Origin of the sequence: Oryzomonas sagensis (genome assembly GCF_008802355.1) — a bacterium.
GTDB classification, from domain to species: Bacteria; Desulfobacterota; Desulfuromonadia; order Geobacterales; family Pseudopelobacteraceae; genus Oryzomonas; species Oryzomonas sagensis.
Genome location: NZ_VZRA01000001.1, coordinates 159,982 through 183,773, shown reverse-complemented (window position 1 = coordinate 183,773; position 23,792 = coordinate 159,982). Strand labels below are relative to the sequence as shown.

General features: G+C 56.5%; 23 protein-coding genes. 13 read left to right on the top strand and 10 right to left on the bottom strand.

Features of this window, described 5'->3' with window-relative positions; all coding sequences use genetic code 11:
* Positions 1–157: 157 nt before the first annotated feature.
* Genes F6V30_RS00805 through F6V30_RS00780 form a run of 6 tightly spaced genes read right to left on the bottom strand, consistent with a single transcriptional unit; the run spans position 158 to position 5,550 of the window.
* Complete coding sequence (locus F6V30_RS00805) at positions 158–1,081, bottom strand: ferredoxin family protein (protein WP_151154641.1); 924 nt, start codon at positions 1,079–1,081, stop codon at positions 158–160.
* Positions 1,082–1,134: 53 nt separating this feature from the next.
* A complete protein-coding gene (locus F6V30_RS00800) occupies positions 1,135–1,518 on the bottom strand; it encodes a GxxExxY protein (protein ID WP_151154640.1) in 384 nt (127 codons plus the stop codon).
* Between the two features lie 47 nt (positions 1,519–1,565).
* The gene (locus F6V30_RS00795) at positions 1,566–2,087 is read right to left on the bottom strand and encodes a hydrogenase iron-sulfur subunit (RefSeq protein WP_191965538.1); all 522 of its coding nucleotides are present in this window, start codon (positions 2,085–2,087) and stop codon (positions 1,566–1,568) included.
* Positions 2,084–4,081: a CoB--CoM heterodisulfide reductase iron-sulfur subunit A family protein gene (locus F6V30_RS00790; RefSeq protein ID WP_151154638.1), complete on the bottom strand. Its 1,998-nt coding sequence runs from the start codon at positions 4,079–4,081 to the stop codon at positions 2,084–2,086. The genes F6V30_RS00795 and F6V30_RS00790 overlap by 4 nt, the downstream gene beginning before the upstream one ends.
* A complete protein-coding gene (locus F6V30_RS00785) occupies positions 4,082–4,969 on the bottom strand; it encodes a CoB--CoM heterodisulfide reductase iron-sulfur subunit B family protein (RefSeq protein WP_151154637.1) in 888 nt (295 codons plus the stop codon).
* The gene (locus tag F6V30_RS00780) at positions 4,966–5,550 is read right to left on the bottom strand and encodes a 4Fe-4S dicluster domain-containing protein (RefSeq protein WP_149307036.1); all 585 of its coding nucleotides are present in this window, start codon (positions 5,548–5,550) and stop codon (positions 4,966–4,968) included. The genes F6V30_RS00785 and F6V30_RS00780 overlap by 4 nt, the downstream gene beginning before the upstream one ends.
* Positions 5,551–5,926: 376 nt before the next feature.
* Here F6V30_RS00780 and F6V30_RS00775 point away from each other — a divergent pair, with 376 nt between their 5' ends.
* The 7 genes from F6V30_RS00775 to phoU all read left to right on the top strand — a co-directional run bounded on the left by F6V30_RS00775 (position 5,927) and on the right by phoU (position 13,060).
* A complete protein-coding gene (locus F6V30_RS00775; protein ID WP_151154636.1) occupies positions 5,927–6,610 on the top strand; it encodes a response regulator transcription factor in 684 nt (227 codons plus the stop codon).
* A 2-nt stretch (positions 6,611–6,612) separates the two neighbouring features.
* Entirely contained in the window at positions 6,613–8,382 is a 1,770-nt protein-coding gene (locus tag F6V30_RS00770) for an ATP-binding protein (RefSeq protein ID WP_151156362.1), read from the top strand.
* A gap of 102 nt (positions 8,383–8,484) precedes the next feature.
* Positions 8,485–9,516 (top strand): phosphate ABC transporter substrate-binding protein PstS, encoded by a 1,032-nt coding sequence (gene pstS, locus F6V30_RS00765; RefSeq protein ID WP_151156361.1) that lies wholly within the window; start codon positions 8,485–8,487, stop codon positions 9,514–9,516.
* Between the two features lie 242 nt (positions 9,517–9,758).
* The gene (gene pstC, locus F6V30_RS00760) at positions 9,759–10,694 is read left to right on the top strand and encodes a phosphate ABC transporter permease subunit PstC (protein ID WP_151154635.1); all 936 of its coding nucleotides are present in this window, start codon (positions 9,759–9,761) and stop codon (positions 10,692–10,694) included.
* Complete coding sequence (gene pstA / locus F6V30_RS00755) at positions 10,691–11,533, top strand: phosphate ABC transporter permease PstA (RefSeq protein WP_420819515.1); 843 nt, start codon at positions 10,691–10,693, stop codon at positions 11,531–11,533. Before pstC ends, pstA begins: the two co-directional genes overlap by 4 nt.
* 11 nt (positions 11,534–11,544) lie before the next feature.
* Positions 11,545–12,303: a phosphate ABC transporter ATP-binding protein PstB gene (gene pstB / locus F6V30_RS00750; protein WP_151128560.1), complete on the top strand. Its 759-nt coding sequence runs from the start codon at positions 11,545–11,547 to the stop codon at positions 12,301–12,303.
* Between the two features lie 85 nt (positions 12,304–12,388).
* Positions 12,389–13,060 carry a phosphate signaling complex protein PhoU gene (gene phoU / locus F6V30_RS00745; protein ID WP_149307031.1) on the top strand — a complete coding sequence of 224 codons (672 nt, stop codon included), beginning with the start codon at positions 12,389–12,391 and terminating at the stop codon, positions 13,058–13,060.
* A gap of 371 nt (positions 13,061–13,431) precedes the next feature.
* Here phoU and F6V30_RS00740 read toward each other — a convergent pair whose 3' ends face one another.
* Positions 13,432–13,734, bottom strand: coding sequence for a HigA family addiction module antitoxin (locus tag F6V30_RS00740; RefSeq protein WP_151154634.1), 303 nt, complete (start codon positions 13,732–13,734; stop codon positions 13,432–13,434).
* A 15-nt stretch (positions 13,735–13,749) separates the two neighbouring features.
* Entirely contained in the window at positions 13,750–14,031 is a 282-nt protein-coding gene (locus tag F6V30_RS00735; protein WP_149212053.1) for a type II toxin-antitoxin system RelE/ParE family toxin, read from the bottom strand.
* A gap of 596 nt (positions 14,032–14,627) precedes the next feature.
* On the opposite strand from F6V30_RS00735, the gene F6V30_RS00730 reads away from it, so the two are divergent.
* The 3 genes from F6V30_RS00730 to F6V30_RS00720 all read left to right on the top strand — a co-directional run bounded on the left by F6V30_RS00730 (position 14,628) and on the right by F6V30_RS00720 (position 18,334).
* Positions 14,628–15,488: a hypothetical protein gene (locus F6V30_RS00730; RefSeq protein WP_151154633.1), complete on the top strand. Its 861-nt coding sequence runs from the start codon at positions 14,628–14,630 to the stop codon at positions 15,486–15,488.
* Entirely contained in the window at positions 15,485–17,782 is a 2,298-nt protein-coding gene (locus F6V30_RS00725) for a UvrD-helicase domain-containing protein (protein ID WP_151154632.1), read from the top strand. The genes F6V30_RS00730 and F6V30_RS00725 overlap by 4 nt, the downstream gene beginning before the upstream one ends.
* Before the next feature lie 192 nt (positions 17,783–17,974).
* The gene (locus tag F6V30_RS00720) at positions 17,975–18,334 is read left to right on the top strand and encodes an HVO_A0114 family putative DNA-binding protein (protein WP_151154631.1); all 360 of its coding nucleotides are present in this window, start codon (positions 17,975–17,977) and stop codon (positions 18,332–18,334) included.
* Positions 18,335–18,399: 65 nt separating this feature from the next.
* Here F6V30_RS00720 and F6V30_RS00715 read toward each other — a convergent pair whose 3' ends face one another.
* Positions 18,400–19,704 carry a radical SAM family protein gene (locus F6V30_RS00715; RefSeq protein ID WP_151156360.1) on the bottom strand — a complete coding sequence of 435 codons (1,305 nt, stop codon included), beginning with the start codon at positions 19,702–19,704 and terminating at the stop codon, positions 18,400–18,402.
* A gap of 154 nt (positions 19,705–19,858) precedes the next feature.
* On the opposite strand from F6V30_RS00715, the gene F6V30_RS00710 reads away from it, so the two are divergent.
* The 3 genes from F6V30_RS00710 to F6V30_RS00700 all read left to right on the top strand — a co-directional run bounded on the left by F6V30_RS00710 (position 19,859) and on the right by F6V30_RS00700 (position 22,712).
* Positions 19,859–21,007, top strand: a complete 1,149-nt coding sequence (locus tag F6V30_RS00710; RefSeq protein ID WP_151154630.1) for a Na+/H+ antiporter NhaA — start codon at positions 19,859–19,861, stop codon at positions 21,005–21,007.
* A 205-nt stretch (positions 21,008–21,212) separates the two neighbouring features.
* Entirely contained in the window at positions 21,213–22,028 is an 816-nt protein-coding gene (locus F6V30_RS00705; protein WP_151154629.1) for a polysaccharide deacetylase family protein, read from the top strand.
* A 9-nt stretch (positions 22,029–22,037) separates the two neighbouring features.
* Complete coding sequence (locus F6V30_RS00700) at positions 22,038–22,712, top strand: type 1 glutamine amidotransferase (RefSeq protein ID WP_151154628.1); 675 nt, start codon at positions 22,038–22,040, stop codon at positions 22,710–22,712.
* A gap of 64 nt (positions 22,713–22,776) precedes the next feature.
* On the opposite strand, the gene sppA is transcribed toward F6V30_RS00700, so the two are convergent.
* A complete protein-coding gene (sppA, locus tag F6V30_RS00695; protein WP_151154627.1) occupies positions 22,777–23,742 on the bottom strand; it encodes a signal peptide peptidase SppA in 966 nt (321 codons plus the stop codon).
* Positions 23,743–23,792: the final 50 nt, after the last annotated feature.

Here is a 23,792-nt window from a genome sequence, read left to right as displayed (position 1 = left end):
ACAGAGACGCAGAGACACAGAGGAAAACAAAGAGAGAAAACCAAAACATTTTCAGGGAAAACCAAAGTCTGAAAGATTCATCGTGTGTAACCCACAATAACTTTGTTTTTTTGCCTTTCTCCGTGTCTCTGTGTCTCTGTGGCAGATGTTCAGCCGTTTATTTTATAAAACTCTGGTCATCCTTCTCGTCGTACATCGCCAACGGCCCCTTTTCCCGCACCTCGAACCCAGCCTCGTAGTCGTACAGCTCTTTCAGCTCCTTGGCCATCTTGCGGTTCAACAGGTTGAGCGGGATGTCCATGGGGCAGACCCGTTCGCACTCGGCGCAGCCGGCGCAGCGGCCGGCCAGGTGCATGGCCCGGACGATGTGCCAGGCCGTGTTGCCGGCCGGGCGGGGGGTGGTCTCCACCATTTGCGGCTTGTTGCGGTCGCACAGGCACTGCTCGCAAAAGCAGAACGGGCAGACCTGGCGGCAGGCGTAGCACTTGATGCACTTTTTGAACTGCTCTTTCCAGTAGGCCCAGCGCTCGGCCGGGGTCATGGCCTCCAGGCGGGCGATCTCGGCGCTGTACTTCCCCGCCAACTCGAGGGTGACCGGTCGCTGGTCCGGCACGAAGTCGCATCCCTGGGGCAGGTGGTTATCGCATTCGCGGCACTTGGGGGCGATGGTGTCGCCGGTCAGTTCCCGGGCAGGCTGGGCCGTGGAGGCCAGTACCCCGGCGCAGGGAACGCCGATCAGGTACAACTCCTCCCGCTTCAGCTGGGACTCACCCATCAGCCCCACCAGCGCCTTCAGGTCGCACCCCTTGACCACGATGCCGATCTTCCCGGCCTTGGGGATCTCCTTCTTGGCCTTGGTCAGGTAGACGGCCAGGTTGTTGACGCAAGCGGCGGAGAAGATCAGTTTACCGGCATCGTCGGCCTGAGTAATGACCACCGGCTGGGCAGAACCTTTGCGCCGCGCGGCGGCATAGCCGACTACGGCGGAGACGCTACCTTCCGACAGAATACGTCGCGCCTCGTCCTGGATCGCCTCGGTGACGGCGGCGTAGATGGTTGTGTCGATGGGATTGTCATTCATAGATTCAACACCTTATTGTTTCACCACAAAGACACAAAGGGCACAAAGAAGATCTAACCATTGACCATTCGTCTGATGCCGTCTTTAAGGACAGAAACATTGAAGTTTATAAGAAGCCCCAGCCATAGATTCTTCAATTTTAAATATGTTAACACCTGAGCTTCATGGATGGATTCAAGTTTAGCAACTGACTTTAACTCAAGAATCAAGGCATTCTCGACAAGAATGTCAATTCGATACGCTGCATCAATCTGTATGCCTTTATAGGCTATGGATAATGATGCTTGCCTTTCAAATGCAATTCCTCGCAACTCAAGCTCTCTACAAAGACATTCTTCGTAAGCCGATTCCAGAAGTCCCGGTCCCAAACACCGGTGAACCTCAATCAGCGCTCCAATGACCTTATTCGATAAAGAATCGATTTCTTCTCTGGTCATTTGAGTCTTTCTTTGTGCTCTTTGTGTCTTTGTGGTGAGCAAAGCTGTTAGATTGAGTTATAAACTTCCTTCAACTCCGGTGTGTCGATAACCCCGGACCACTGCTCCTCCAGGGCCAGTTCTTTGAACTCCTGCATCGGCCCCATGTGTCTTACCCGCTCGGTCAGGTCGGTGACCATCTCCACCCATTTGCCCCCCTCGGCGGCCGAGACCCAGGAGAATTGCAGGCGGCCCAGATCGATCCCCACGAACTCCAGGAGTTTCCTGAAGGCGGCGAACCTGCGGCGGGCGTGGAAGTTGCCGGCGATGTAGTGGCAGTCCCCCGGGTGGCAGCCGGACACCAGGACGCCGTCGGCCCCCTGCTGGAAAGCCTTGAGGATGAAGACCGGATCGATGCGTCCGGTACAGGGGAACTTGAGCACCCGCACGTTGGCCGGGTACTGCATGCGGCTGGTGCCGGCCAGGTCGGCCCCGGCATAGGTGCACCAGGTGCAGACAAAGGCGATGATCTTGGGCTCGAACGCGTGCTTCTGTCCTTCGGTATGCACTGTTTCATTTCTCCCTGTCATAACGCTTCTATCATCGCGACAATTTGCTCATCGGTATAGCCGTCCAGTTCCACGCTCTTGGATGGGCAGGTGGCCTGGCAGGTGCCGCAGCCGCCGCAGACGCCGGGGTTGACGTAGGCCACCACCTTGACCAGGTTGCCCTGGCGGTCGCGGATCTCTTTCTCCTCCACCGCACCGTAGGGGCAGACCTTTTGGCAGTAGAAACATCCCACGCAGCCGGCCTCCCTGACCTTGGCCACGATCGGTTCCCGTTCCAGCTTGTCCTTGGCAAAGAGGGTCATGACCTTGGCCGCGGCGGCCGAGGCCTGGCTGACGGTGTCGGGGATATCCTTGGGCCCCTGGCAGGCGCCGGCCAGGTAGATGCCGGCCGTGGCGCACTCCACCGGGCGCAGCTTGGCGTGGGCCTCGGAATAGAAATGATACTTGTCGTAGGAGATGCCCAGCTTCTGGGCCAGGGTGTCGGCCCCCTTCTGGGGTTGCACGGCCGTGGCCAGCACCACCATGTCGGCCTCGATCTCCACCTGCACCCCCACGGCGATGTCGCTCCCCATGACCACGATCTTGTCACCCTTCTGGTAGAGGCGGGAGACCATGCCCCTGATGTAGACCGCCTCTTCCTCCTCGATGGAGCGGCGCCAGAATTCGTCGTAGCTCTTGCCCGGCGTGCGGGCGTCCATGAAGAAGACATAGGCCTGGCCGTCATGCACCTTGTGGTGGTAGAGCATGGTGTGCTTGGCGGTGTACATGCAGCAGATCTTGGAACAGTAGGAGATGCCCTTTTCCCGGGCCCGGGAGCCGACGCACTGGATGAAGACGATCTGCTTCGGTTCCCTGCCGTCGGAGGGGCGGAGGATCTTGCCGCCCGTGGGGCCGGAGGCGGAGGCCAGGCGCTCGAAGGTCATGCCGTCGATCACGTCCGGGATCTTGCCGTGGCCGAACTCCCCGTACCCCTTGATGGGGGAGCCCTTGGGCTTCTCCTCGATGGAGTAGAGGTCGAAGCCGGTGGCTACCACGATGGCGCCCACCGGTTCCACGATCAGTTGGTCTTCCTGCTCGTAATCAACGGCGCCCGGGCCGCATACCTTCTGGCAGACCCCGCATTTGCCGGTTTTGAACTTGGTGCAGTTCTCCCGGTCGATGACCGGCGTGTTGGGCACCGCCTGGGGGAACGGCACATAGATGGCCGGGCGCATGCCCAGGTTGCGGTCGAAGGTGTTGGGAATCTTCTTCTGGGGGCACTTGGTCATGCAGACCCCGCAGCCGGTGCATTTATCCTCGTCCACCGAGCGAGCCTTCTTGCGCACCGTGACCTGGAAGTTGCCGATGTACCCTTCCACGTGCTCGATCTCGGCATAGGTGTAGAGCTTGATCTTGGGGTGATTGGCCACGTCCACCATCTTGGGGGTCATGATGCACTGGGAGCAGTCTAGGGTCGGGAAGGTCTCGGAGAGTTGGGCCATGTGCCCGCCGATGGAGGGTTCCCGCTCCACCAGGACCACCTCGTGGCCGCAATCGGCGATGTCCAGGGCGGCCTGGATGCCGGCGATGCCGCCGCCGATGACCAGGGACCGTTTGGTGACCGGCACGGTGATGGTGGGGAGCACGCGGTTCTTCTTGACCCGCTCCACCATCATGCCCACGATCTCGATGGCCTTTCGGGTGGCCTCCTCCCGGTCCTCGTGGACCCAGGAACAGTGCTCGCGGATGTTGGCCATCTCGCAGAGGAAGGGGTTCAGCCCGGCCGACTCCACCGCCTTGCGGAAGGTCTTCTCGTGCATGCGGGGCGAGCAGGCCGCCACCACCACGTGGGAGAGCCGCTGCTCCTGGATGGCCTTTTTCAAAAGCCCCTGGCCGGGGTCGGAACACATGTATTTGTAATCGGTGGAGAAGGCCACGCCGGGCAGGGTGCCGACCTGGGCCGCAACCCGTTCCACATCGACCGTCCGGGAGATGTTCTCACCGCAGTGGCAGATAAATACGCCTATTCTGGACATCTACACCAAACCTTTCTCTTTCAGCAGCGGCATGGGGTTGACGATCAGGGCGTCCAGGCCGAGTTTGTCCGCTCCCAGGCCGGTAGCCAGGCCCACCAGTTGGGTGATGTAGAAAACCGGCATGGCGTACTCGGTATTGTAGACCCCCTCGATCTCCTTTTGGCGGATATCCAGGTTGCCGTGGCACAGGGGGCAGGCCACCATGATGCAGTCGGCGCCGGCCTCCTTGGCCGAATCCAGGATGGCGTGGGAGAGCTGGATGACCACGCCGGGTCGCGACAGGGTGAAGTTGGCGCCGCAGCATTCCATGCGGTGGCTCCAGGCCACTGTTTCGGCCCCGGCCGCTTTCAGGATATCTTCCATGATGGTCGGCGCCTCGACGCAATCCAGGTTCGGCACGTCGGTGGGCCGGGTCAGGAGACAGCCGTAGTAGCAGGCCACCTTCAGGCCGGCAAGCGGCTTGGTGACGGCCTGTTCCAGCTGTTCCAGTCCCAGGTCGCGGGCCAGGATGTCCAGCAGGTGCTTGACGTTGCTCGTCAGGGGCACCGGGGCGTCGATGGCCTTTTCCACCTGCCTGCGCTTGATATCGCTTTCCGCGAGGACGTGTTGAGCGGTCTTGAGCCGCGAGAAGCAGGCGGCGCAGGCGACCGCCAGATCGCCCTCCACCTGTTCGGCCAGTTCCAGGTTTTTGGCGCACAGGGAGAGGGAGAGCAGTTCGTCCACGTTGTGGGCCGGGGTGGCGCCGCAGCAGAACCAGTCCGGCACCTCCGTCAGGCCGATGTCGAGTTTTTTGAACAACTCCCGGGTCGAAAGGTCGTATTCGCCGGCCGAGGCATGGAGCGAACAGCCGGGATAGTAGGCGTAGTTGAGAGCCTTCTTGGGGGTCACAGGGCCTCCCCGTTTTTACGCATCTCCTCGATGCGGCCGAAGATCTTTTCGATCTCGGTCATGTTCTTGTTTTTCTGGTGGAACATCTTGAGTTTGCCCTTGCTGATCAGCTTGGGCCCCAGCATCAGGTCCTTGAGAAACTGACCGGATTTGACGTTGAACACGGCGGCCAGGCGCATCTCGTACTGGCGGCCGTAGGTGCGGATGTTTTGCAGGAAGAGCCGGTTGGCCAACTGCACGTAACTCTCCTTGGACGGCCCTTCGGCATCCCACGAGAGCTTGCGCAGGGCATCCATGATGGAGGCCAGGTGCACCTTGTTCGGGCAGCGGGTGGAGCAGGTCTCGCAGGAGGCGCAGTACCAGATGGAGCGGCCGGCCAGGATACGTTGCCACTGGCCGAGCTGGAGCAGTCGCACGACCCGGTTGGGGGGATGCTCCATGAAGGTGGCCATGGGGCAGCCGGCCGAACACTTGCCGCACTGGAAGCAACGCCGGACCGATGTCCCGGAGAGGGCTTCGACCTTGCGGACGAAATCCACGTCCATGGTCTCGGTCGAAAGAAGCATCTTCTTCTTTTTCACAGGAATGCCTTTTTTAGTGAAACTAAAATTCCACCAGTCGATCGTTGACTGGTGGATATGCGTACCGTAGAATTTGCCTAACTGCGGAGTTTATAACGTAATTTAATGCGTTTATTATTGTTTACACAAATGCTTTGGAAAATGCAAGCCAAAATTGTGAGCCGCCGTGGCACGTTTAGGAAGAGTAAAAAAATACCGCGGCCAGCGTCGGGGTGCGGCCAGTATAGTGCTTTCCGTGGGAAAGCGAAGAAAAAACCGTAAGTCACACAAATATGTTGGCCTTTCGTAACATGATCGCAATAATACTATGTTACAAGAAAGCAAAAAAGGGTAAAAATACAAGAAAATTCTTCTGCTGCGCCTCAGGGAGGCCCCGATGAAAAATATCCTGATAATCGAGGATGAAAAAGATTTGACCGAACTGCTCGTGTTCAACCTGGAGAAGGAAGGGTTCAAGATGCAGTGGTCCTATGACGGTCTGGAAGGCCTTGAAGCGGCGCGCCGCGACCCCCCGGACCTGGTTGTGCTCGACCTGATGCTGCCGGGCATGATGGGGACGGATGTGTGCAAGGAGTTGCGCAAGGACGGCCGCACCAGCCAGGTCCCGGTGCTCATGCTCACCGCCAAGGGCGAGGAGATCGACCGGGTGGTCGGTTTCGAGGTGGGGGCCGACGACTACCTGGTGAAGCCGTTTTCCATGCGCGAACTGCTGCTGCGCATCCGGGCGATCCTGCGGCGGTGCGACAGCCAGCCGTCATCCGCGGCCGAAGGGGGCATCTCCATCGGGGATATTTCCATCGAAACCGAACGCCACCGCGTGTTGAGCGCCGGGAACGAGGTGGAGCTGACCAGCACCGAATACAAGCTTCTGCTCTACCTGGCGGAGCGCCCCGGCCGGGTGCTGAGCCGGGAACTGCTCCTGCAGAACGTGTGGAGCTACAACAACGTGGGGGACACCCGGACCGTTGATACCCATATCACCCGCTTGCGCGGCAAATTGGGCAAACCGGGCGATCTGATCAAGACCGTACGCAGCTTCGGCTACAAGATAGAGGAGTGATGATGGGATTCCGCCTGAAATTGATGCTGTCGTATCTGCTGTTGATCGTTGCGATCGCCGGCAGTTTTTATCTGTATATGGATCATGTCCTGGAGACGAACCTGGTGGAGGAGAGCCGGACGAGCCTGCAGAGCCAGGCCAAGCTGGCCCGCCTTCTGGTGATGTCCGACCATATGAAGCTGCCCCCCCAGCAGTTGGCCGAGATGGTCGGTTCCACCATCAGGGAGCGGCTGACCCTGATCGCACCCGATGGCCGTGTTATCGGCGATTCGGACGTCAAGGGCGCCAAGCTCGGTGAGTTGCAGAACCACCTGGACCGCCCCGAGGTGCAGGCGGCCCTCGCCTCGGGGACCGGCATCGCCATGCGCTACTCCGAGACCCTCAAGACCGATATGCTCTACGTGGCCATGACCTATGGGAACGGCAAGACCGACGGTTTTGTGCGGCTGGCCATGCCGCTGTCCTACCTCACCAACTCCAGCAATGCCCTGCATCGCGTGGTGGGCGTCGCCGTACTGCTGACCACCCTGGCCGCCCTGCTGCTGAGCTATATCCTGTCCAACCTGACCTCCCGCCCCCTGCGGAACATGGCCGCGGCAGCCGCCCGCATCGGGCGCGGCGAATCGCCGGTGCGGATACCGGCGACGGCCCATGACGAGGTAGGGGAGCTGGCCCGCGTGCTCAACGATATGAGCGAACGGATCGAGCAGCAGATGCAGCGGCTCTCCTCGGAAAAGCAGCAGCTGGACACGATCCTGCGCGGCATGGGGGAAGGGGTGATGGTCACCTCGCCCGAGGGGGCGATCACCCTGGTGAATCCGGCGTTTCGCAGGCTCTTTTCCCTCTCGGGCGACGTGGAGGGGAAGAAGCTGATCGAGATCTCCCGCCATCCCGATCTCCTGGCGGCCTTTACGGCCCTGGGGGCCGCCGAGGGGGAGGAGCTTATCCGGGAGATCACCATCCAGCCGGGGGAGATCACCCTTTTGACCCACTGGGCGCCGCTCGCCGTGGACGGCAGGAAGAGCGGGGTCGTGGCGGTGTTCCACGACATCAGCGACATGAAGAAGGTGGAGAATATCCGCCGCGATTTCGTCGCGAATGTGTCCCACGAATTGCGCACCCCGGTATCGGTCATCAAGGGGTACGCCGAGACGCTGCTGGACGGGGCGCTGCAGTCCGATGCGGACCGGGCCGCGCGTTTCGTGGAGATCATCCTCAGCCATTCCGAACGGCTGTCCGCCCTGATCAACGACATTCTCACCCTCTCGACCCTGGAGTCCCGGGCGCTGGTCCTGGACCGCCACCCGCTGGACATCTCCGGCACCATGCGCAAGACCTACATGCTGCTGGAGGAGAACGCCAACAGGAAGGACATCAGGATGCAGCTCGACATCCCGGCAGGGCTGCCGCGGGTGCTGGCCGACCAGGGGCGCGTGGAGCAGGTGCTCGTGAACCTGCTGGACAACGCCATCAAATACACCCCGCCCCAGGGCATGGTGACCCTCTCGGTCCGCCCGGGCGATGACCCGGGGTTCCTGAAGATCGCCGTCGCCGATACCGGCATCGGCATCCCGTTCAAGGATCTCCCCCGCATCTTCGAACGTTTTTACCGGGTGGATGAGGCGCGCAGCCGTGACCAGGGGGGGACCGGACTGGGGCTGGCCATCGCCAAACACATCGTCCAGTTGCACGGCGGGGAAATCTCCGTGACCAACAATGAGTTCGGCAAGGGGTCCATCTTCTCGTTCACCCTGCCCATTGCCGCCGCCTGATCCGGCCCGTTTCTGTTACGGGTAATTTGCCTGGCCGTAACATCGCTGTAATATTTCTCCTGTACTGTTTCGGTAACGATTACAAAAACAAGGAGGATTATGATGTTTTCAACCATCCGTAAGACCGTTCTGACCCTCGCCCTGGTGGCGTCGGTCTGCGTTGCGGGCCAGGCTTCCGCGGAGACGCTGATCAACGGCGCCGGGGCCACCTTCCCCTATCCGCTCTACTCCAAGTGGTTCAGCGAATACGCCAAGATCGATACCTCGGTGAAATTCAACTACCAGTCCATCGGCAGCGGCGGCGGCATCAAGCAGATCACCGCCGGCACCGTGGACTTCGGCGCCAGCGACAAGTTCCTCTCCGACGCAGAACTCAAGGCCGCCCCGGGCAAGCTCCTGCACATCCCGACCGTCATGGGCGCCGTGGTCGTCACCTACAACCTGCCCGGCGTTCACAAGGGGCTCAAACTCCGCTCCAGCGATGTGGCCGACATCTTCCTCGGCAAGATCACCAAGTGGAACGACAAGCGCATCGCCGACGACAACCCGGGGGTGAAGCTCCCCAATGAGCCGATCATCGTGGTGCACCGCTCCGACGGCAGCGGCACCACCAGCATCTTCACCGATTACCTCTCCAGTGTTAACCAGGAATGGCACGGCAAGGTCGGCAAGGGTGCTTCCGTGAACTGGCCCATCGGCTTGGGCGGCAAGGGTAACGAGGGTGTTGCCGGTCAGATCAAGAACACCAAGAACTCCATCGGCTACGTCGAATTGGCCTACGCCTTCGAAAACAAGCTCCCCTATGCCACGCTGATGAACAAAAACGGCAAGTTCGTCGAGCCCTCCATCAAGACCACCAGCGCTGCCGCAGCAGGCGCGGTCAAACACATGCCGGCCGACTACCGCGTATCCCTGGTCAACCAGCCGGGCGACGACGCCTATCCCATCGTCGGTTTCACCTGGCTGGTGGTGTACGAACACCAGAAGGATGCGGTCAAGGGGAAGAAGTTGGTGGAATTCCTGAACTGGGAACTGCACAAGGGGCAGAAGATGGCCGCAGGGATGCTCTATGCGCCGCTCCCCGCACCGGTCGTGAAGATGGTTGAGAAAACCATCAAGACCATCAAGCACTAATCAAGCAAGGGGCAGATGCAGTTACCCCGTCATCCCGAGCGCGGGCCGTCACCACGGCGCCCGCGCTTTTTTCTTGCCCGGCATGTGTAACAGCTGCCCGGCAGTCACCTGAATTTGACAAAATGGCGGCATGTTACAAACTTGACAATGTTGCCGGATAGTTCCCGCTCCGTAACATGTCCGTAACATGTTCTTGATACGATCCAAACAGATACAAACGAGTAAAAAGATAGGAACCAGACATGCAGAACAGCGCACAAGGCATCAAGGGTGACGCCATATTCCGGGGATTCACCCTGCTCCTCGCCTGCAGCATCATCGTCATCCTTCTGCTCATGACCGCCGAGATGGTGAAGGAGAGCCTGCCGGCCATCAGCCGTTTCGGCTGGGGATTCATCGGCGGCAGCACCTGGGACGCCGTCCAGGAGGAGTTTGCCTCGCTCCCCTACCTGTACGGCTCCATCGTTTCCTCGATCCTGGCGATCCTGCTGGCCACCCCGCTGAGCATCGGCACCGCCCTGTTCATCACCGAACTGGCGCCCCGCAAGGTCGGCGCTGCCACCGCCGCCCTGGTCGAGCTCCTGGCCGCCATCCCCAGCGTCATCTACGGCCTGTGGGGCATCCTGGTCATGACCCCCTGGCTCCAGAGCACCATCCAGCCGTTCTTGATCGAGCATTTCGGCTTTCTCCCCTTTTTCCGGGGGGCACCCTACGGGGTCAGCATGCTGGCCGCCGTCTTTATCCTGATGATCATGATCGTGCCGATCATCACCTCCATCACCAAGGAGGTCCTGATGGCGGTGCCGTCGAGCCAGAAGGAGGCGGCCATCGCCTTGGGAGCGACCCGCTGGGAGATGATCCGCATGGCCGTGCTCCCCTACGGCCGCTCCGGCATCCTGGGCGCGGTGATCCTCGGCCTGGGCCGGGCCATCGGCGAGACCATGGCGGTCACCATGGTGATCGGCAACACCCCCCAGATCTCCCTGTCGCTCCTGTCGCCGGCCTACACCATGCCCAGCGTCATTGCCAACGAGTTCGCAGAAACCACCACCAAGATGCACGCCTCGGCGCTGATGGAGATCGGCCTGATCCTCTTGTTTGTGACCCTGGTGATCAACTTCCTGGCCCGCATGCTGCTCTGGAGCGTCACCCGCAAGTGGAAAGGAGGCGTGGCATGATCCTGCGTTCCATTACCCTGCGCCGGACGGCCAACCTGTCCGCCACGCTGTTGATGGGGGGGGCGACGCTCCTGGTGCTGCTGCCGCTCATCATCATCTTCTATCACATCGTCAAGATGGGGATCAGCTCCATCTCCCTAGACTTCTTCACCCAGATACCCAAGCCGACCGGCGAGGCGGGGGGCGGCATGGCCAACGGCATCGCCGGTTCCGCCATCATGATCGGCATGGCCTCGCTGGTGGGGCTCCCCATCGGTATCTTCGGCGCGGTCTACCTGACGGAGTACGGCACCGGCAAGCTTGCCACCGCCATCCGGTTTTGCGCCGACGTCCTGTCCGGCATCCCCTCCATCATCACCGGCATGGTGGCCTACAGCATGCTGGTGGTGCCGCTCAAGGGCTTTTCGGCCCTGGCCGGTTCTTTTGCCCTGTCGCTCATCATGATCCCCATCGTGCTGCGCACCACCGAGGAACAGCTCAAGATGGTGCCGGCCACCCTGCGGGAGGCGTCCCTGGCCCTGGGGGTACCGCTCTGGCGCACCAGCATCAAGGTTACCCTGCGCAGCGCCCTGACCGGCGTCATCACCGGCGTCCTGCTGGCCATCGCCCGGGTGGCCGGGGAAACGGCGCCCCTGCTCTTTACGGCGCTCGGCAACCAGTTCTGGAGCAAGAAACTTACGGAACCCATGGCCGCCCTGCCGCTGCAGATCTTCAATTTCGCCATCTCGCCGTACGAGGATTGGCACCGTCTGGCTTGGGCCGGAGCCCTGGTGCTGGTGGTGCTGATGTTCGGCCTGAGCCTGGCCGCCCGCTGGCTCGGCAGAAGCAAACATTCCTGAAAGGGCATTTCATGAACAGCAAATTAGCCATACGAGACCTCAATATCCACTTCGGAGATAACCATGCCGTCAAAAATGTCGCCATGGAGGTCGCCGAGAACAGCGTGACCGCCATCATCGGCCCGTCCGGCTGCGGCAAATCCACGGTGTTGCGCAGCATCAACCGGATGCACGACCTGACCCCCTCCGCCCGGGTGACCGGCACCATCATGCTGGACGACACCGACATCTACGGCCGCAGCGTGGACCCGGTCACGATCCGCCGCCGGGTCGGCATGGTCTTCCAGAAGCCCAACCCCTTTCCGGCCATGTCCATCTACGACAACGTGATCGCCGGCTACAAACTGAACGGCGTGTTGAAGAAGGGGGATGCGGACGAGATCGTGGAGTCGAGCCTGAAGCGCGTGGCCCTGTGGGACGAGGTCAAGGACCGCCTCCGTACGGGGGCCGTGGAACTGTCGGGAGGCCAGCAGCAGCGTCTCTGCATCGCCCGGACCATCGCCGTCAAGCCGGAGGTGATCCTGATGGACGAACCGGCCTCGGCCCTGGACCCGATCTCGACCCTCAAGATCGAGGAGTTGATCGAGGACTTGAAATCAAAGTATACTATCGTCATCGTTACCCACAACATGCAGCAGGCGGCGCGGGTATCGGACGTGACGGCCTTCTTCTACATCGGCGAACTGGTGGAGATCGGCGAGACCCGCAAGGTCTTCACCAACCCCGAGAAAAAGCAGACCGAGGATTATATCACGGGGAGATTCGGCTAGGGGAACCGGCCGGCGGGCTCTATCCCGGCCCCCATGAACAAAAAAACACACCAACCGGTTGCCGGGATGGAAAGGATGACGATATATGGAACGTGAACACTTCAGTGCAACATTCGACACAGAGCTGGACGAGCTGCGCAGCATGCTCCTGGCCATGGGCGGCAAGGTGGAGATGATGATCTCCGGGTCGGTCAAGGCGCTCGTGGAGCGGGATACCCCCCTTGCCGACAGTATCATCGCCATGGACCATGAGGTGAATAACCTGGAGGTGAACATCGACGAGCGCTGCCTGGAACTCCTGGCGTTGCGCCAGCCGGCCGCCCGCGACCTGCGGTTCATCACCCTGGCCCTCAAGATCGTTACCGACCTGGAGCGCATCGGCGACCAGTGCACCAACATCGCCAAGCGGGCCAAGGAGTTGAACGCGGAGCCGCAGCTCAAGCCGTATATCGACATCCCCCGCATGGCCCACTGGACCGAGGTGATGGTTAAGGAGTCCCTGGACTCCTTCGTGCACGGCGACGACGATCTGGCCATCAAGGTCTGCAACGACGACAACTTCGTGGACGAGATCAACGAGCAGATCCACCGGGAGTTGCTGACCTTCATGATCGAGGACTCCAGTACCATCTCCCGTTCCATGAAGCTCAACTACGTGGCCAAGTCCCTGGAGCGCATCGCCGACCACGCCACCAACATCGCCGAGATGGTGATCTTCATGGTTAAGGGGAAGGATATCCGGCATACTATTGCCTGAGAGGGATGGACCCTGCGGCATTTTTGAAAAAGGCACCCGCAAGCCCGGATATTTTCCGGGCTTTTTTTGTGTCAAAAAGATGCAATGATGGGCGGATGGGCGGTTTTGGGTTGGTTTTTACATGTGATATCAAGGTGATAGATGGTCGAGCTTTTATGGTAATTTTTTTAACACTCTGTTTTTACGTTGAAATTTAGTTTTGCGGGGTGTAGAAGGGCGAAAGGCGTGTTTTAGTGTTCGCTGTGTTATCGTGACAGGCGAGGCCAAAATTTACGGGGATGTGTAGGTAGCTGAGACCCTGCTCTTTTTTTCCAAAATTCAAATTTACTGTTTGGAGCTTTGGCCCCCTTACCTCTCCATAAGCTGCTTGATCACGCGGCCAGCGCAATCGGGCGTATCTGCCTGACCCGGTGCGCCATGATCTTCTCCGTGATTTTCAGATCGTAGCTCGTCTGGAGGTTCATCCAGTACTGCGGCGTCTGGCCGAACGCTTTGCCGAACAACACGGCCAGTTCGGCAGTCACCGGGCGCTTGCCATGAATGACATGGGAAACCCTCATGGCGGAGACGCCGATGGAGCCGGCAAAGGCATTTTGCGATAGCCCAAGCTCTTCAAGGATTTCTTTCAAATATTCTCCGGGGTGGATGGCCGGAAGCCCATTCTTTGTTGCCATGCCAGTTCTCCAGTTCTAGTGATAATCGGTGATCTCTACGTCATACGCATGACCCTCGGCGAAGGTGAAACATACCCGCCATTGGTCGTTTATCTTGACGCTCCACTGACCTTTTCTGTCTCCCGAAAGCGTTTCAAGGTGGTTTGACGGCGGCATCCGTAAGTCCTCGACCACCGTGGCATTGTCGAGCTGGTTCAACCGCATGGCCGCACGGGTGACAATGCCTGGCGGTAGCCTTTTCGACTTCCCGGATTCAAAGAACCGTTCGGTTGCTTTGTCGGCAAAGGTCTTAATCATGGATGCAGTATAAACAAAATGTTTACACTCGGCAAGTTAAATTCTTGTCACGGATTCTCTCCGCGCTGTTGACGCGCCACGCAATTTCTGTGAAAGGCGGGAGGGGTAGGTCTCCAAAATTCAAATTTGATATTTGGAGCTTTGACCCCCTTGCTTCTTTTTGAAAAAGGCACCCACAAGCCCGGATATTTTCCGGTTTTTTTTTGTATCAAAATGATGCAATGGGAGGTGGCTGGGTGAGATTCGTGAGCCTTTTATTGTTTAATTTCAATGAAATAGGGGATTGGCCTTTTTATGGTAATTTTTTTAACACTCTGGTTTTACGTTGAAATTTGGTTTTGCGGGGTGTAGAAGGGCGTGAAGGATCGCACCGGCGGCGGTATGAAGTTGTTTGTGGAGAATGGGAACCTGACGCCGATGTTCTTCCTAGGGTTGTATGAATGCAAAGGTGCAAGCCTGTCCCGGAACATCTCCTGAACATATGAGTGTTTAAATATGGGGATGCATATGGCATGAAGTCGAAGCCGTCACTGTTCTTCTCTCTTTTAAAGAGTGCATTTGGTTAATTATATTAAGCTAGTAGGCTACGATATCCAATGATAAAAAATGAGATAATTTCGCTTCCACAAGATAATAAATTACATCAAGGGCTTATTTTTACAGGTGCTGTGGCAGAAGAATATAGCCATTGCCAAGTGTATGGGCTTATAATAACTGCTCGTTGTGATATAGCACATAGTAAGGTTAATTTATATAATTACTTGCCAATAATTAATATGAGTGATTGGATTTATGTTGATTTTAATAGCATTATATTACCTAAAATAATAAATCAAATCCGTAATGAAATGAATAATATATTGACTAACATGAATTTATCTAATTCAATATTAGATACAATACCTGCTAGGGTAGTGTATGATAAAATAATTATTGATATTAATAATAAAAAACAAAGAGAACGATATTTATATTTACTATCACAATTAGATATAATTGATGCTTTATCTGTTAAATTTAACAAAAACAAATTTCTTGAACTGATTAATTCTAATTCTAAAATTAGAGATGCAATAATCAATGATCTGGTAAAGCACAAACTCAATGGTTATTATTATATACCTGGAATAGGTTCAGAATCAATTGATACGGGCTATGTGGTATTGTTAAGAGAAATTAACTGGTTGCCAAATGAATTGGCAACTAAGATGGCAAATGGTTTATCCAAGGCAGAATACGACTATTTAGTCAGCAAAAATAAATTATATGATAATAAAATGTCATTTTCTAACACAGACTATGTTATGCCAATTTCGCAAATGAAATCTCCTTATATAGAACATATTATGCAATGCTTTGGTACTACTTTTTGCAGAATTGGTGTAAAAGATACTGATTCTGAACATATTGCGTCGATTGCCAATCACTTTATTGTTCACGATATGGAGGCGTTATGAAGTATATAGTTGTGGGTGATGAAGCTGCTGATCAAATAGCCTCTAATCGCACATTACAGTCAATTGACTTCGACCAAGCAAATCAATTGGTTGATGTGCTCACTGGTGGGACTAAATATAACCAGTTTGATATAAAAGTAGCTCTTATTTACGTTGATGATGGTGTTTATTTTTTAAGTAATACAAAAAAATCGACTAAGTACCTTGTTTTTGATTTAGGTGAAAGTAGAATATTTGATAACAAGTCAAATAAAGATGTAATAATTTTGTTCCAAAAAACCGTTAGATTTGCCCTTAGATATTGGAATAAATTAGCTCACCCAATGACAGAAAGGCACATTCAGGATTCAACCAAATCTGTTATCTTTCCGTTCCCGTTTACGACCTCTAGCGCTCCACCAAGAATCGTTATTGAAGAAAGTCCAGACAAAAGAAGGGCTGAAAGAAGAGATATTGGCAACATGTTTTTGCTTGTATATAAATTGAGCACTGATGACGGAGCAGGTAAAAATGAAGAAGCTCCAACAACGAATTATAGAAAAGCAATTACATGTCTAAATCAAGCATATCTGAAGCTGGACGAATTAAGGCAAGCTAGTCTTCAGCAGCCAGAAATATCCTCTTTTTGTGTCACTAAATTGGATAATATAGATAGGCCTATTGGTGTTACTTCGCTTGGATTTAGTAATTGGCTAGAAATATTGACAGTCGCCCAGAAAGCGTTTGTAAAGCGGGCAGTCAGTGGCCCTGAAAAGATTGAGGGTCCTGCTGGAACTGGGAAGACATTGAGTCTAATATTGAAATGCATAAATAATTTAATTGAATGCGAAAAATTGAGTCAGGAGCATCACTCATTATTTATTACTCATAGTAATTCAACAAAGAAAACAATAGAGGATATATTTGTTGGAAACGATGCAAGTAAATACCTGTGCGAATCTAATACTGAATATATAGTTGGTGTTACTGTAACTACACTGCATGAATGGTGTGTTAATAATATTCGAGTGAATATATCTGAAACAGAATTGATTGATCGGGATGCAATGGATTCAAAAGACGCTCAGCTCTTATATATTGTTCAAGCATTCGATGAAGCTATGTCTAATGACTTTACAACCTATAAAAAAATATTATCAAATGAGTTTGCAATCTTTTTAGAGAAAGAAAGTCCATGGAATATCTGTGAAATGTTACAACATGAAATCTCGATCATGATAAAGGGTCGTGCAGATGAAGATTTGGAGCGGTATAAAAAGTTAGAACGTATTCAATATGGGCTGCCACTTAATAATGAATATGATATCGGCTTTGTTTTTATGATTTTTACTAAATATCGAAAAATGCTCAATAAAATAAGTCAATATGATACTGACGATGTTATTTTGACGGCAATTGGGCATCTTGACACACCCATTTGGCGCAGGATAAAGGAAAAAGAAGGTTTTGATAGTATATTTATAGATGAAACTCATTTATTCAATATTAATGAACTATCAGTTTTTCACCACCTTATAAAAGATGTAAAAATAAATAATATAATATTCTCCCTTGATACATCACAAGCAACAGGTGATAGAGGTATATCATCGAGCAAATATTGCAAAGAAATATTGAAACATGATAAATCAGCAATAGAAACAAATGTTAAAGCTGTTTTTAGATGTTCACCAGATATTGTTAATCTTGCGTTTTCTGTTACATCGTCTGGAGCTTCATTGTTTACAAATTTTTATAATCCTTTGGAATTAGCAACAAGTACTTTTACAGAAGCGGAAGAAAGAAAATCTGAATTACCTCAGTACTATTTATTCACGACAGATGATGAAATGATTGAGAATGCTTTCAAGCATGCAGAAAATATTGTTGACGCGATGTCATCACAAAAATCAGATGTCTTGCTGGTGCCTTTTTCTACCGAAATTTTCAACATGGTTAAGAATTATGCAGTTGAGCATAATAAGCCAGTTGAATTGTTGAAAAATCGTGGTGACATGGAGGTGGTCAACAAGGCGAAAAAGTCTGGACGGTTTGTTTTGGGCGCTCCTGACTATGTAGGAGGCTTAGAATTTGATGGTGTTATTTTAATTGGAGTTGATGATGGAAGGGTCCCACCAACTAATAAAGCTATGACAGAGGATAGCATTCATTATTTGACATATACTGCTCATAATAGATTATATGTCGCAATAACTAGAGCGAGATATAGAGTTGAGATACTTGGAAATAAGTCATATGGGGTATGTAATCTTTTTCAAAATGCAATTGCTCATAAATTCATTGAGATTCAATAGATTATAGAATGAAGTCAGTTAGATCAGACTTCAAAGTAGATAAGTTGAAAGTCCGGCCTATAGTTATCAACATGCAAAATTCGCCACTTTGGCGACACTGATTGGACCCTTGAAAGCCTATTCTGAACCAAGTTTGGCATCTTGGAAGCCTGACCTCACGGGCCTTATGAGCGGGGAAAGGGGAATCACCGTATGAGAGATCTGAAAATCGGTATAAAGGATATGAAAGAGTCGGCAGAGGAGACCAGAAACATTTTGAGGCAGTTCGATCAGGGAATTTTCCCCGAGCAGCCTATCGAACGGATTTACTTCAACGATTTTAAAACGCTCCTGCGGTATATCACGCCGAAACGCCTTGTGTTGCTGGAAACGCTGCATAAAGCCGGCGCAATGAGTATTAACGCGCTGGCGAAGCTCCTCAACCGAAGCTACAAGAATGTGTACGACGACATAAAGGTGTTGGAGCTTGTCGGGCTTGTTGAGCGCGATGAGCAGAAACGAATTTTTGTCCCCTGGAATGAGATAGCGACGACGTTGCGGCTCGCCGCCTGATTGGGGGGATAGCGAGTCAGGTCTACTTTCAAATGTAGACCCGCCCCTTTGAGTCTCCCCTTTTCCTATCCCTTGATCGGCCACCCCTGCTCAAATCCCTCCGGAAAGAAATTCTCCTTGGTCCTATTGTAGTACCCAAACTGCAACCGGGGAAATTCCCGCTTCAACCGCTCCAACAGCCGATACATGCCGATCCCCTTGCCCTCTACCCCCATCTCTTTATTGTAAAAATCCGGGTCGATGGACAGGTTGCGCATCTGGATCATGTCGATGCCGGTGTCGCCCACGAAGCGCAGCAGCGCCTCCACCTCTTCCGGGGCGTCGCTGACGCCGGGGGAGACCAGGTAGTTGATCATGGTGAAACGGCCCGCCTGCTTGGCGATGGCCACGGAGCGGAGCACGTCCCCGAAGCTGTACCCCTTGGGACGGTAGTAGCGGTTGTACAGCTCTTCCCGCACCGAGTTCATGGAGAAGCGGAAGGAGTCCATGCCCGCGTCGCACAGAAGCTGCACCCGCTCCGGGATGGAGCCGTTGGAGTTGAAGTTGATTGTGCCGCGGCTGGTGGCCTTTTTCAGGCGTCGCGTCGCCTCGGCGATGGTGTCGGCCTGGAGGATCGGGTCCCCTTCGCACCCCTGGCCGTAGGAGACGATGGCCTGTTCGGCCTGTTCCAGGTGGGGGAGGGCGATCTGGCAGATCTCTTCCGGGGTCGGCACAAAGCCGATGCGCTCGTGGTTGGACGGGCAGCATTCGGACGGTTGCAGGCTGATGCACCCCAGGCAGGCCGAGTTGCAGACCGGCGAGGTGGGCAACGGCGCTTCCCAGCGGCGATAGAAGAGGTTTTTCGCGGCAAAGCAGTGATAGTCCAGGGCGCAGCGGGACAACTGCTCCAGCAGGCGGTTGCCCGGCATCTCCGCCAGCCGTTGGCGCACCAGCGGGTCGAGGGTGCGGTCGTCGTAGTTGACCGGGTTCCAGTTGCTGTTGCTGTCCACCTTGGACGCGGCCACCACGAAACAGTCCCGCTCCTCATCCCACCCCACGGCGGTGTAGGACCAGAGCGGCAGTTGGACCGCCTTGCGGGAATAGTCGCAGGCCGGCAGCAGGGTGCGCACGTAGCCGGGGGCCATGAAGGCGGAGACCGCCTGGATGCGCCGCGTCCGCTTCCCCTCCCTGACGCTGTCCAGGGTGACGAAGCTCTTCTTGCGCTCGTCCCAGGCGATGGGCGGCATGGCGGGCATGGTGAACATCCGGCTGTCCTCGGGCAGCGGGATCAACTCAACATCCTCGGGCAGCACCGGTACGGTGCCGTTCATCCCGGCCATGCACAGTTCGGGGTGATCGTAGATATTGCCTTTTTCATCGGCGTACAGCATTTTGGGCAGTTTTTTGGGCACGGGTTCTCCTCATTCCTTTGATCTCTTCAAATCATATCCGCTTCACCGCACAGGTCAACAAGAAAGAGCAGGCATCACTTCACACCCCGCCCAAAGGGTGCTACACTCTGCCGATCAAATCTCGGACAGCCCCATGAAACGACGCCTCAACCTGCTGCTGGAATTTTCCGTGCCCATGCTCACCGGCGTGGCGGTTGCCCTTGCCTGGGCCAACCTGGCCCCGGCCGGGTATTACGCCTTCCTGCACCAGCCGCTTGCAGGGGGGCTCACCTTCCACTTCATCACCAACGAACTGTTCATGGTGCTCTTCTTCGGCATCGCCGCGGTGGAGATCACCCAGAGTTGCCTGCCGGGGGGCGCCCTCAATCCCCCCTCCCGGGCCGTCAACCCGCTTCTGGGCACCATGGGGGGCGTGCTGGGGCCGGTGGCGGTCTACCTGGGGCTGAACGCCCTGGTGGGCGGGCCGGAGTTGCGCAACGGGTGGGGCATCCCCACGGCCACGGATATCGCCCTGGCCTGGCTGGTAGCCCGGGCCGTCTTCGGCGCGGCTCACCCGGCCGTCTCCTATCTGCTCCTTCTGGCCGTGGCCGACGATGCGGTGGGGCTGGCCATCATCGCCGTCTTCTACCCCGATCCCAGTCACCCGGTGGCGCCGTTATGGCTGCTGCTGACCGCCCTGGGGATGCTTGTCGCCTACGGCCTGCGCCGCCTCAAGGTCACAAGCTACTGGCCCGCCGTGATCTGCGGCGGCGCCCTGAGCTGGAGCGGCCTGCACCACGCCCATCTCCACCCCGCCCTGGCCCTGGTCTTCATCGTCCCCTTCCTGCCCCACAGCCGCCGCGAAACCAAGCTGCTCTTCGAGGAGGACCCGGCCGACCGCTCGCCCCTTGCACGGTTCGAGCACGAATGGAAGGCGGTGGTGGACGTGGGGATGTTCCTGTTCGGCCTGGCCAATGCCGGGGTCGGGTTCTCCAGTCTGGGGACCGCCACCTGGCTGGTGCTGGCGGCCCTGCTCTGCGGCAAGAGTCTGGGCATCTTCGGTTTCGGCTGCCTGGCGACCCGGTTCGGCTTCGGCCTGCCGCGGGGGATGCACCGCAGCGACCTCCTGGTGGCCGGCATCATCGCCGGCACCGGCTTCACCGTGGCCCTGTTCGTGGCGGGTGAGGCCTTCGCCGACCCGTCACTCCAGGGGGCGGCCAAGATGGGGGCCATGTTGAGTATCACCGCGGCCGGAATCGGCATGGTTGCCGCGCGGCTGTTGCGCGTCAAGAAGCATTACTAGAGAAACGGCAGTTCACCACAAAGACACAAAGGACACAAAGCTACACAGAGGATGATTTCAGTTAGTTATATGACAATTTTGTAATTGGCTGGACTCGGCTTCAGGGTGAATACCTTTTCGCCGTTAGGACGGTGAATCCTTTGTGCCCTTTGTGTCTTTGTGGTGAATAACTGCGTCTTCAGGATTAATGAAACAAGGGGGTATCATGTTGGGATTATTGTTCGGAAAGATCAGGGTGGTTTATCCGGCCCTATCGGTTCTGCTGCTGTCGGCCGTACCGGTGTGGGCAACGGAGCCCGCTCCTCCCCTGGATGCCTTGAAGCAGGAGGTGAGTGCCCGCTTCTCCGGCCGCAAGCCGCTCCAGTGGGGCGAGACGGTCAGCGGCGTGCGCACCCGTCTGGATACGCGAGACCGGGTGGTCGCCCTGACCCTTGACGCCTGCGGCAGCGGGAAAGGCAAGGGGGTCGATGCCCGGCTGATGGATTTTTTGGCGCAGGAGCGGATACCTGCCACCCTTTTCATCAACGCCCGCTGGATCGACGCCAACCCCGAGCTGTTCAAGCGCCTGGCCGCCAACCCGCTGTTCGAGATAGCAAACCACGGTATGTGGCACAAGCCGGCCTCGGTGACCGGCCGGTCGGTGTACGGCATCAAGGGCACGAAGGATGCAGGGGAGTTGGTGGAGGAGATCGAACGGAACGCCCGGAAGATCGAGGCGATCACCGGAAAGCGGCCGAAGCTCTATCGCTCCGGTACGGCCTATTACGACGAGGTGGCGGTGGAGGTCGCAGGCGCCCTGGGGCATGAGGTGGCCGGTTTCAGCATCCTGGGGGATGCCGGGGCGACCTACAGCGCCCCCAAGGTTACGGCGGCGCTGGTGAAGGCCGTCCCCGGGGATATCATCATCTGCCACATGAACCACCCGGAAAGCGGCACCGGGGCGGGGATCATGGCTGCTGTCCCGGAGTTGCTGCGTCGCGGTTTCCACTTCGTTCGCATGTCCGACTATCCGCTGAAATGAGGTGCTTGCGTGTTCCACATCATCCAGAACGACCCGGAGGTTCCACCGGGCAACATCACTGACCACCTTCAGGCTATGGGTATTGCGGCCAAGGTCTGCCACGCCTACCGCAACGAACCGCTGCCCGCGCCGGAGGAGACGCAGGGGGTGATCGTCCTGGGGGGCGCCATGTGCGCCAACGACGATCAGCGCCACCCCTTTCTCACCCAGGTAAAGGGCTTCATCCGGGAGATGGTGGCCCACCGCACCCCCTACCTGGGGATCTGCCTGGGGGGGCAACTGCTGGCGGCGGCCATGGGGGGGAAGGTGGTAGCGAACCGTTGGGAGGAGTTGGGGACGCTGGAGGTGGAACTGACAACGGCGGGGAGGGAGGACCGGCTCTTTACGGGGTGTGCCCCCCGGCTCGGCACCTTCCAGTGGCATCACGACAGTTTCGACATTCCCCCTGGGGCGGTCCTGCTGGCCGCTTCCCCGGCCTGCCCGCACCAGGCTTTCCGTATCGGGCCGTGCGCCTGGGGCACCCAGTTCCATCCCGAGGTGACCGAAGAGATCATCCGCGCCTGGTGCGCCTGGGACTCGGCCACCCGGGAGCGTGCCGACGAACTGGTGGCCGCCTGGCGGGCCGAGGCAAACTATGGTGCAACTGCACGGCGCTTGCTGGAAAATTTCGTGGGGGCGGCCTGAATCAGCCCCTCATGGGACTTATAGGTCTTATGGGACTTATGGGTCCCATAAGTCCCATTGATTTTTACGGCCGCCACAAATACATGAAGCTGCTGCCCCCAAAGGAATCGAAACCGTCGAAGCCGCTCAACGCCTCGGCCAGCCCTTCCTTTTCGGCCGCGCCGGCATAGATGCTCCCCTTGTAGCTGCCGGGGCGGTAATAGCTCACCACCCGCGCCTTCCCGTCACCCACGGTCGTGCGAATCTGGGCGATGACGTCATCCAGGTAGCCGATCCGGTCGATCAGCTTTGCTGCCAGCGCCTGGTTCGCGGTATAGATCCGCCCGTCGGCCAGCTTGCGCAGTTCATCCCGCGTCAGGCTGTTCTTGGGCCGCTCCATGATCACATCCAGAAACCGCCCGTAGAGTTGGTCGATGATCTCCTGCCCCAGCCTCACCTCTTCCGGCGTGGCCTTGCGGAAGGGTGACATGATATCCTTCTTGTCCCCGGACTTGACGGTCTGCTCCTCCACCCCGATCTTGCCCAGCAGTCCCTCCACGTTGAATTTCATGAGAATCACGCCGATGCTGCCGGTGATGGCTGTGGGGTGCGCCGTGATCTCGTCGGCCGCCGTGGCCACGTAGTAGCCCCCCGACGCGCCGGTGGCCACGATGCAGGCCAGCACCGGGACGTTCCGGCGTTTTTTGAACACCGTGATGTCGTGGCGGATGATATCGCTGGCAGTCACGGTGCCGCCGGGCGAGTTGATGCGCAGGATGACGCCGGCGATCGCCCTGTCCTGTTCCGCCTTGTGCAGCGACTCGCGGACCAGAGACACCAGGGAGGGGGCGGCGCGTCCCAGCAAGCCGCCCGGCTTCTCCTGCTCCGAGATGGTGCCGCTGATATCCAGCAGCAGGATCTTTTTGGTCCCATCCCCCTCAAAGACCTGTTCGGCCAGGGGACTGGGGGGCGGGATCAACGGCACATTGACAAAGGCGCAGCCGGAGAACAGCGCCAGCAGCAGGAAAAACGGCAGTACGGCACAACGCATACAAAACCTCCCGTTGGGACAGCATGGTTGCCCTATGATAGCAGCGATTG